General features: G+C 65.0%; 4 protein-coding genes. All 4 read right to left on the bottom strand.

What is annotated here, in order from left to right:
* Positions 1 to 218 precede the first annotated feature (218 nt).
* The 4 genes from A9976_RS06315 to ligD all read right to left on the bottom strand — a co-directional run bounded on the left by A9976_RS06315 (position 219) and on the right by ligD (position 6,527).
* Complete coding sequence (locus tag A9976_RS06315; RefSeq protein ID WP_183018296.1) at positions 219 to 2,306, bottom strand: catalase; 2,088 nt, start codon at positions 2,304 to 2,306, stop codon at positions 219 to 221.
* A gap of 152 nt (positions 2,307 to 2,458) precedes the next feature.
* Positions 2,459 to 2,671, bottom strand: a complete 213-nt coding sequence (locus A9976_RS06310; protein WP_012206144.1) for a hypothetical protein — start codon at positions 2,669 to 2,671, stop codon at positions 2,459 to 2,461.
* A gap of 216 nt (positions 2,672 to 2,887) precedes the next feature.
* On the bottom strand, positions 2,888 to 3,865 hold the full coding sequence (locus A9976_RS06305; protein WP_183018295.1) for a Ku protein: 978 nt from the start codon (positions 3,863 to 3,865) through the stop codon (positions 2,888 to 2,890).
* Between the two features lie 34 nt (positions 3,866 to 3,899).
* Positions 3,900 to 6,527, bottom strand: a complete 2,628-nt coding sequence (ligD, locus tag A9976_RS06300; protein ID WP_183018294.1) for a DNA ligase D — start codon at positions 6,525 to 6,527, stop codon at positions 3,900 to 3,902.
* Between the last annotated feature and the right edge of the window lie 114 nt (positions 6,528 to 6,641).

The following is a 6,641-nucleotide window of genomic DNA, read 5'->3' as shown; positions in this document are numbered from 1 at the left end:
CGCGACAGGCGGGGTGACAGGCGGGGGGACAGGGGGTGCAGGTACCGAAGTGATCATGGGAAGTTGCTCCTGTAGGGGGTGGCAGGCCGGGCCGGCCTTGGTGTTGCCGTGGCAAGCGCCATGCCTGGACCCGGGGTAAATGGCCCTGGTAAAAGGTTGGTTGAAGTCCGGCGCGGTGCCATCTGGTGGCAACGATGTGGCGCACGCCGGGACGGGGGTCAGGCCAGCGTTCTCAGCTTCGCTTCGCGGGCCCAGAAGCGCTTCTTGGCGCCTTCGATGAAGGGTTCGGGCTTGTCGATGGGAAACACGCCCTCGTCCGGCGTGATGCCGGCCGTCTTCATGATGTGCTGCGTGGCCTTGCAGGCGGCAATGGCCTTGAGGTGGCCGAAGGCGTCGCGGAACCAGTCCTGCGCGGCTGCCTCATGGGCCAGCGCCTGGCCGCGCTCCAGCGTGATGATGGACACCACGGCATCGAATTGCGCGGATGGCGATCCGGCCAGCTGGCCGTCGGCAGGCAGGTGGCTGCCGTCGTCCAGCGTGGCGCCGCCGATCTTGGGCGCAATGATCTTCACGCTGGCCTTTTGCGCCACCAGCGCCTGGTGGAAGGCGGCAACGTGCCGGGCGCTGGAGCCTTCGTCCACCAGGATGGCAACGCAGCGGCCCTGCAAGGTGGGCTTCATGCGGTCGATGATGCGCGTGGCCGGGCTGGGCGGCAGCTTTTGCGGGGGCACGGCAGGCTTGGCGGCAGGCGGCAACTGGGGCAGGCCCAGGCCGTCGGCCACGCGCTTTGCCAGGTCGGCGTCTATCACCTGCAGGTGGCCGACCACGGCCAGGCGCACATGCGGCGTCTGTACCTTGGACAGCTCGAACACCAGGGCGCTGGCGATGTGGGCCTGCTCCTGCGCGCTCTGGCTTTGGTAGAACATGCGCGCCTGGCTGTAGTGGTCGGCAAAGCTCTCTGGGCGGATGCGGCCCTTGGCACCCTCCTGCGCGGGCTGGGCAAAGTGCCGCAAGCCGCGGGCTGCCGAGGCGCGCGGGCTGTCGGCCTGCAGGCTGGAGGGCTCGTAGGCCACGCGGCCCTTGGGCACCTCGGTCTGCATGTGGCCGTCGCGCTGGTGGTGGGCGAACGGGCATTTGGGCGCGTTGATGGGCAACTGCGTGAAGTTGGGCCCGCCCAGGCGCGACAGCTGGGTGTCCAGGTACGAGAACAGGCGGCCCTGCAGCAGCGGGTCGTTGCTGAAATCGATGCCGGGCGGGATATTGGCCGGGCAGAAGGCTACCTGCTCGGTCTCGGCGAAGAAGTTGTCGGGCCAGCGGTCCAGCACGAAGCGGCCGATCTTGCGCAGCGGAATTTCCTCTTCGGGGATGAGCTTGGTGGGGTCCAGGTGGTCGTAGGGCAGGGCGTCTGCCTGCTCCTGCGAGAACAGCTGCACGCACAGCTCCCAGGCCGGGTAGTCGCCCGCCTCGATGGCCTCGAACAGGTCGCGGCGGTGGTAGTCGTTGTCTGCGGCCTGCAGCTTGAGGGCTTCGTCCCAGACCGTGGACTGGATGCCCAGTTCGGGCCGCCAGTGGAATTTCACGAAGGTGCTTTCACCCTGGGCATCGACCAGCCGGAAGCTGTGCACGCCAAAGCCCTCGATCATGCGCAGGCTGCGCGCGATGGTGCGGTCGCTCATGATCCACATGACCATGTGCATGGACTCGGGCATGAGGGAGATGAAGTCCCAGAACGTGTCGTGCGCCGTGGCGGCCTGCGGAAAGCCCCGGTCGGGTTCCATCTTCACGGCATGGACCAGGTCGGGAAACTTCATGGCGTCCTGGATGAAGAAGACCGGTATGTTGTTGCCCACCAGGTCCCAGTTGCCCTCTTCGGTATAGAACTTGATGGCAAAGCCGCGCACATCGCGCGGCGTGTCCACCGAGCCTGCTCCACCGGCCACGGTGGAGAAGCGCACAAAGATCGGCACTTGCTTGCCGGTTTCGGTCAGCACCTTTGCGGTGGTGTATTGCTCCAGCGAATCTGTCAGCTGGAAATAACCGTGGGCGCCTGTGCCGCGTGCATGGACGATTCGCTCTGGAATGCGCTCATGGTCGAAATGCGTGATTTTCTCGCGCAGGATGAAATCTTCCAGCAGCGTAGGGCCTTTTTCCCAGGCGGTGAGGGAGTTCTGATTATCAGGAACCGGAATGCCTTGCTGCGTGGTCAATCCGGGGTGCTGTCCGTCGGCCTGTTGCTGTAATTCTCCGCCATGGCCTGTGGCGGATTGCTTGGACGATTTCTTTTCACCAGGGGATTTCTTAGCCACGATTTACTCCTTGAAAGAAAGAGGATGGCCTGTTGTATGAGGCAATAATTATTGGAAGAGGCGATTGGCTGAACCAAAGGGCATCGTCAACAAAGCTCTGGAGATAAAAAAAGGGCCCAGGGGGCCCTTTGCCAGTTCACGCTATCGGCAGCTTAACGCTGCTGATGGCTGCCCTGCTTTTGCTGTTCCCCTGGTTGGTTGCGCTGGGGATTGCTCTGTTGCTGCTGTTGGTTGGGATTGTTCGGGTTGTTGGGATTGCTTTGCTGCTGCTGCCCCGGATTGTTCTGTTGCTGCTGCTGCTTGTTCTTGTCGTTTTGCTGGTTGCTGGCCGTGTTGCCTTGAGGGTTGTTGGTCTGTTGCGTCATTTCCGTACTCCTTAAGTAAACAGCGATGCCGTCATCACTGCAATTTCATTGTGCGACCGTGAAAATGGCCGGCTTGTAGGATATTTGGAAGATTACTTTTGGTAAAGCATTGGAATTTGCTATGGAGTGGTCTTGTTCCATTTTTTCGGTGCAGATGGATGTATTTCTTATAATGAAATTGCTTTTGTAAAAAATGCAGCCAGGCCAAATATGGGGTTATTTGGCGGCGGGGCGTTTTGCAGGGGCCCTGGCCGGGGTTTTTGTGGATTTTGTCGATTTTCTGGGCGCCGGGGCCTTTGCATTTTTTACCGTTGACGCGGTATTTTTTTCCTTGGCTGCGGTGGCGGACGGCCCGCCTGCGCCCTTGCCCAGGCTGTTCTTGAGCAGGGCCGTCAGGTCCAGCACGGCCGCGTTGGCCGGCGTGGCGGGTGTGGTCTCCTGTTTTTCCACGTTTTGGACATCGCCCGCATGCGCCTTGGCCTGCACCAACTGGTGGATTTCCTCGCTGAAGGAGTTGCGGAACTGGTCGGCGTCCCAGGCCTGGCTCATGTCCTTGATGAGGGCCATGGCCATGGTCATCTCGGCGCTCTTGATGCCGGCGGCCTTGGCGTCCAGCGGCGGCAGGTCCAACTGCTCGAAGGAGCGGATCTCGCCGCCCCAGCGCAGCAGGTTGAGCACCAGCGCCCGGCCGCAGGGGATCAGGATGGCCAGGTGCTGCTTGGTCTGGATGACCACCTTGGCCACACCCACCTTGTTGCTCTTGCGCAGGGCCTCGCGCAGCAGGGCGTAGACCTTCTCGCCACGGTGCAGGGGGGCGGTGTAGTAGGGGCGTTCCAGGTAGATGAAGGGGATGTCCTGGGCATCGACAAAGGCCTCGATCTCGATGGTCTGCGTGGTCTTGGGAAAGGCGGCGGCAATCTCTTCAGCGCTCAGCACCACGTAGCGGCCTTCCTCGAATTCCACGCCCTTGACGATGTCGGCCGTGGCCACCTCCTTGCCCGTGACCTTGTTGATGCGCTTGTAGCCCACGGGCTGCATGTTGCGCTTGTCCAGCCAGTCGAAGTCGATGTCCGAGCTGGCCGTGGCCGCGTACAGGCCGATGGGAATGTGCACCAGGCCAAAGCTGATGGCGCCCTTCCACATGCTGCGCGCGGAGGTGGAGGGGCTGGATTTGGGGGAGGCGGCTTTCTTCATGGCGGTGCTTTCTTCGATTCCTGGGGGACGGCGCTCAGCGCTGCGCCTCGAAGCCCAGCGCCTTCATGGCGCGGCCCAGGCCCACGGCGGCCGTGCCGTAGTGCTCCCAGGGGGAGTTGCCCAGGCGCAGGCGCTGGTCTACCGAGCGAATGGTCCAGTGCGCGCCGCCCGTGAGCCTGTCCAGCTCGTTCCAGGCCACGGGCACGGAGATGCCCATGCCCGGCCGCGCCCGGGCCGTCCACGCGCAGGCCGTGGTGGCGCCGAAGCCGTTGCGCAGGTAGTCCACAAAAATCTTTCCCACGCGGTTGCGCGGCCCGCTTTTGGCCACGAAGCGCTGGGGCACGGCATGGGCCAGGTGCTGGACCACGGCCTGCGAGAAGGCCTTGACGGTGTCCCAGTCCAGCAGCCGCTTGATGGGCACGACCACGTGCAGGCCCTTGCCGCCGCTGGTCTTGAGGAAGGCCGGCAGCTCCAGTTCCTGCAGCAGCACATGCAGCAGGCTGGCGGCCTCCTGCACCTGCTGCCAGGGCACGCCTTCGCCGGGGTCCAGGTCGAAGGTCATGCGGTCGGGCCGGTCGATGCGGTCCTTGCGCGCGTTCCAGGTGTGCCATTCGATGGTGTTCATCTGCGCCGCCGCCACCAGGCCTTCGCGCCGGGACACCTCCATCAGCGGGGCATGGCCGGGGTCCAGTTCCGGCGACAGGGCGGCGATGCCCTGCAGCGGCGCCTGGTCGAGGTGCTTCTGGAAGAACAGCTCGCCCTCGATGCCGTCCGGCGCCCGCATCATGGCCACGGGCCGGGACTTGAGGTGGGTGATCATGAAGGGCGCCACCGTGGCGTAGTAGCGCGCCAGATCCATCTTGGTGATGCCGGTGGAGGGATCGATGACCCGCCCGGGATGGGTGATGGTCATCGAGGCGGGCAGTCGCGCCGCCCTGGCATTGCGGGTTTGCGTTCGTGCAGCGCCAGGCGTGGCTGCAGCGCTGGCGGAAGATGCGGTCGATGGCACGTGCTGTGGCTCCTCTTTGACAATGCTGCGTGCAGGCTTGTCCGCACGCAGGCCCTGGAATACGGCATGGCGGACCTGGCCGTCCTCGGTCCACTGCGCGAACGAGACCTCGGCCAGCAGCGTGGGGCGCACCCAGTGCACCCCACTGCCAAGGCCCCGGCTGTCCGCCAGCGGCGAGGTGCCGGTGGCAAGGCGCTCCAGGCGCTGGCGCAGGTCGGCCAGGGTGCGCCTGTTGAATCCCGTGCCCACCTTGCCTGCCGCGCGCAGCTGGCCATCCTCGCCATGCACGGCCAGGACCAGGGCGCCCAGGCCCGTGCGCGTGCCCTGGGGATCGGTGTAGCCCGCGATCACGAATTCCTGGCGCAGGCCGCACTTGAGCTTGATCCAGTCCGCGCTGCGCCGCGAGGCATAGGCGCTGCCGCGCCGCTTGCCGATCACGCCCTCCAGGCCCAGCTGGCAGGCGGCGGCCACCAGGTCGGCTGGCGGGGCGTCAAAGGCCTCGCTGAAGCGAAGGCGGTCCGAAGGCGCCTTGTGCAGCAGGGCCTGCAACTGCTGGCGGCGCTGCTCCACGGGCTGGGGCCGCAGGTCCTGGCCGTCCTGCCACAGCAGGTCAAACGCGAAGAACACCAGGTGGTCGGTGCGCTCGCCGTCAAAGGCGTTTTGCAGGGCCTGGAAGTCAGGGCGGCTGTCGCTGTCCAGCACCAGCACCTCGCCATCCATCCAGCCCGATTGCAGGGGCAGTGCTGCAAAGGCGCGGGCCAGGGCGGGCATTTTGGTGGTCCAGTCCTTGCCGTTGCGTGTGAAAAGGCGAACGGCGCCGCCCTCGATGCGCGCCAGCAGCCGGTAGCCGTCGAACTTGCTCTCGAAGATCCATTGCCCGGCATCTGCAGGTGCATGGTCCACCAAGGTTGCCAATTGCGGGGCGATGCTCTGCGGCATGGGCGCGGCGACGTGCGTAGCGACGGGCGTGGTGACGGGCGCGGTGACGGGCGCGGTGGCGGTGGGCAGGGGAAGGCCGGCCACGCTGTCGGGCAGGTCCTCGACCACGTTGAATTCGCTGGCAGCACGTTCCAGGCCGTCGTGCTCCTTGATCAGCAGCCAGGCGGGCTTTTTGGCGTCGTCCTTGCCGCGCATGCGCACCAGGGTCCAGCGGCCCTGCAGCTTGTGGCCGCGCAGCGTGAACTTGAGCTTGCCCTTGCGATAGCCTTCGGCCGCATCGCCCTCGGGCAGCCAGGTGCCACGGTCCCAGATGATGACCTTGCCCGCGCCGTACTGTCCCGGTGGAATCTGGCCCTCGAAGCGGTTGTAGGCCATGGGGTGGTCTTCCACCTGGACGGCCATGCGCTTTTCGGCCGGGTCGTAGCTGGGGCCCTTGGGCACGGCCCAGCTCTTCATGCTGCCGTCCAGCTCCAGGCGGAAGTCGTAGTGCAGGTGGCTGGCCCAGTGCTTTTGAATGACGAATTGCAAGGCGCCCGCGCCGGGCTGCCCTGCAATCGCCTCACTGGAAGGTTCTGCCGAAGGTTCCGGCGTGCGCGTGAAGTCGCGCTTTTGCCGGTACAGCGCGAGCGAGGCCTGGGGTGTCGCCGCCTTGGCCGCCCCTTTGGTGGGGCGGGCCTGGCGGGATGCCTGGGACTTGCTGCGCGTGGCCGGCATGGCGGTATCCGTCAGTGGATGAGCGCAATCAGGATGATGATGGGAATGGGAACGCCCAGCAGAAAAAGCAGTATGGATCGCATGGCAAGCCTCCGTTGAATGGATTGAATTGGA

Origin of the sequence: Delftia sp. UME58, assembly GCF_014170385.1 — a bacterium.
Taxonomy (GTDB): Bacteria; Pseudomonadota; Gammaproteobacteria; order Burkholderiales; family Burkholderiaceae_C; genus Comamonas; species Comamonas acidovorans.
The sequence above is the reverse complement of the archived record's forward strand: the minus strand, read 5'-3'. Positions and strand labels throughout refer to the sequence as shown.

Coding starts and splice junctions, on each gene's coding strand:
- A9976_RS06310 (WP_012206144.1), bottom strand. CDS start 2,671: ATGACGCAACAGACCAACAACCCTCAAGGCAACACGGCCAGCAACCAG.
- ligD (WP_183018294.1), bottom strand. CDS start 6,527: ATGCCGGCCACGCGCAGCAAGTCCCAGGCATCCCGCCAGGCCCGCCCC.
- A9976_RS06305 (WP_183018295.1), bottom strand. CDS start 3,865: ATGAAGAAAGCCGCCTCCCCCAAATCCAGCCCCTCCACCTCCGCGCGC.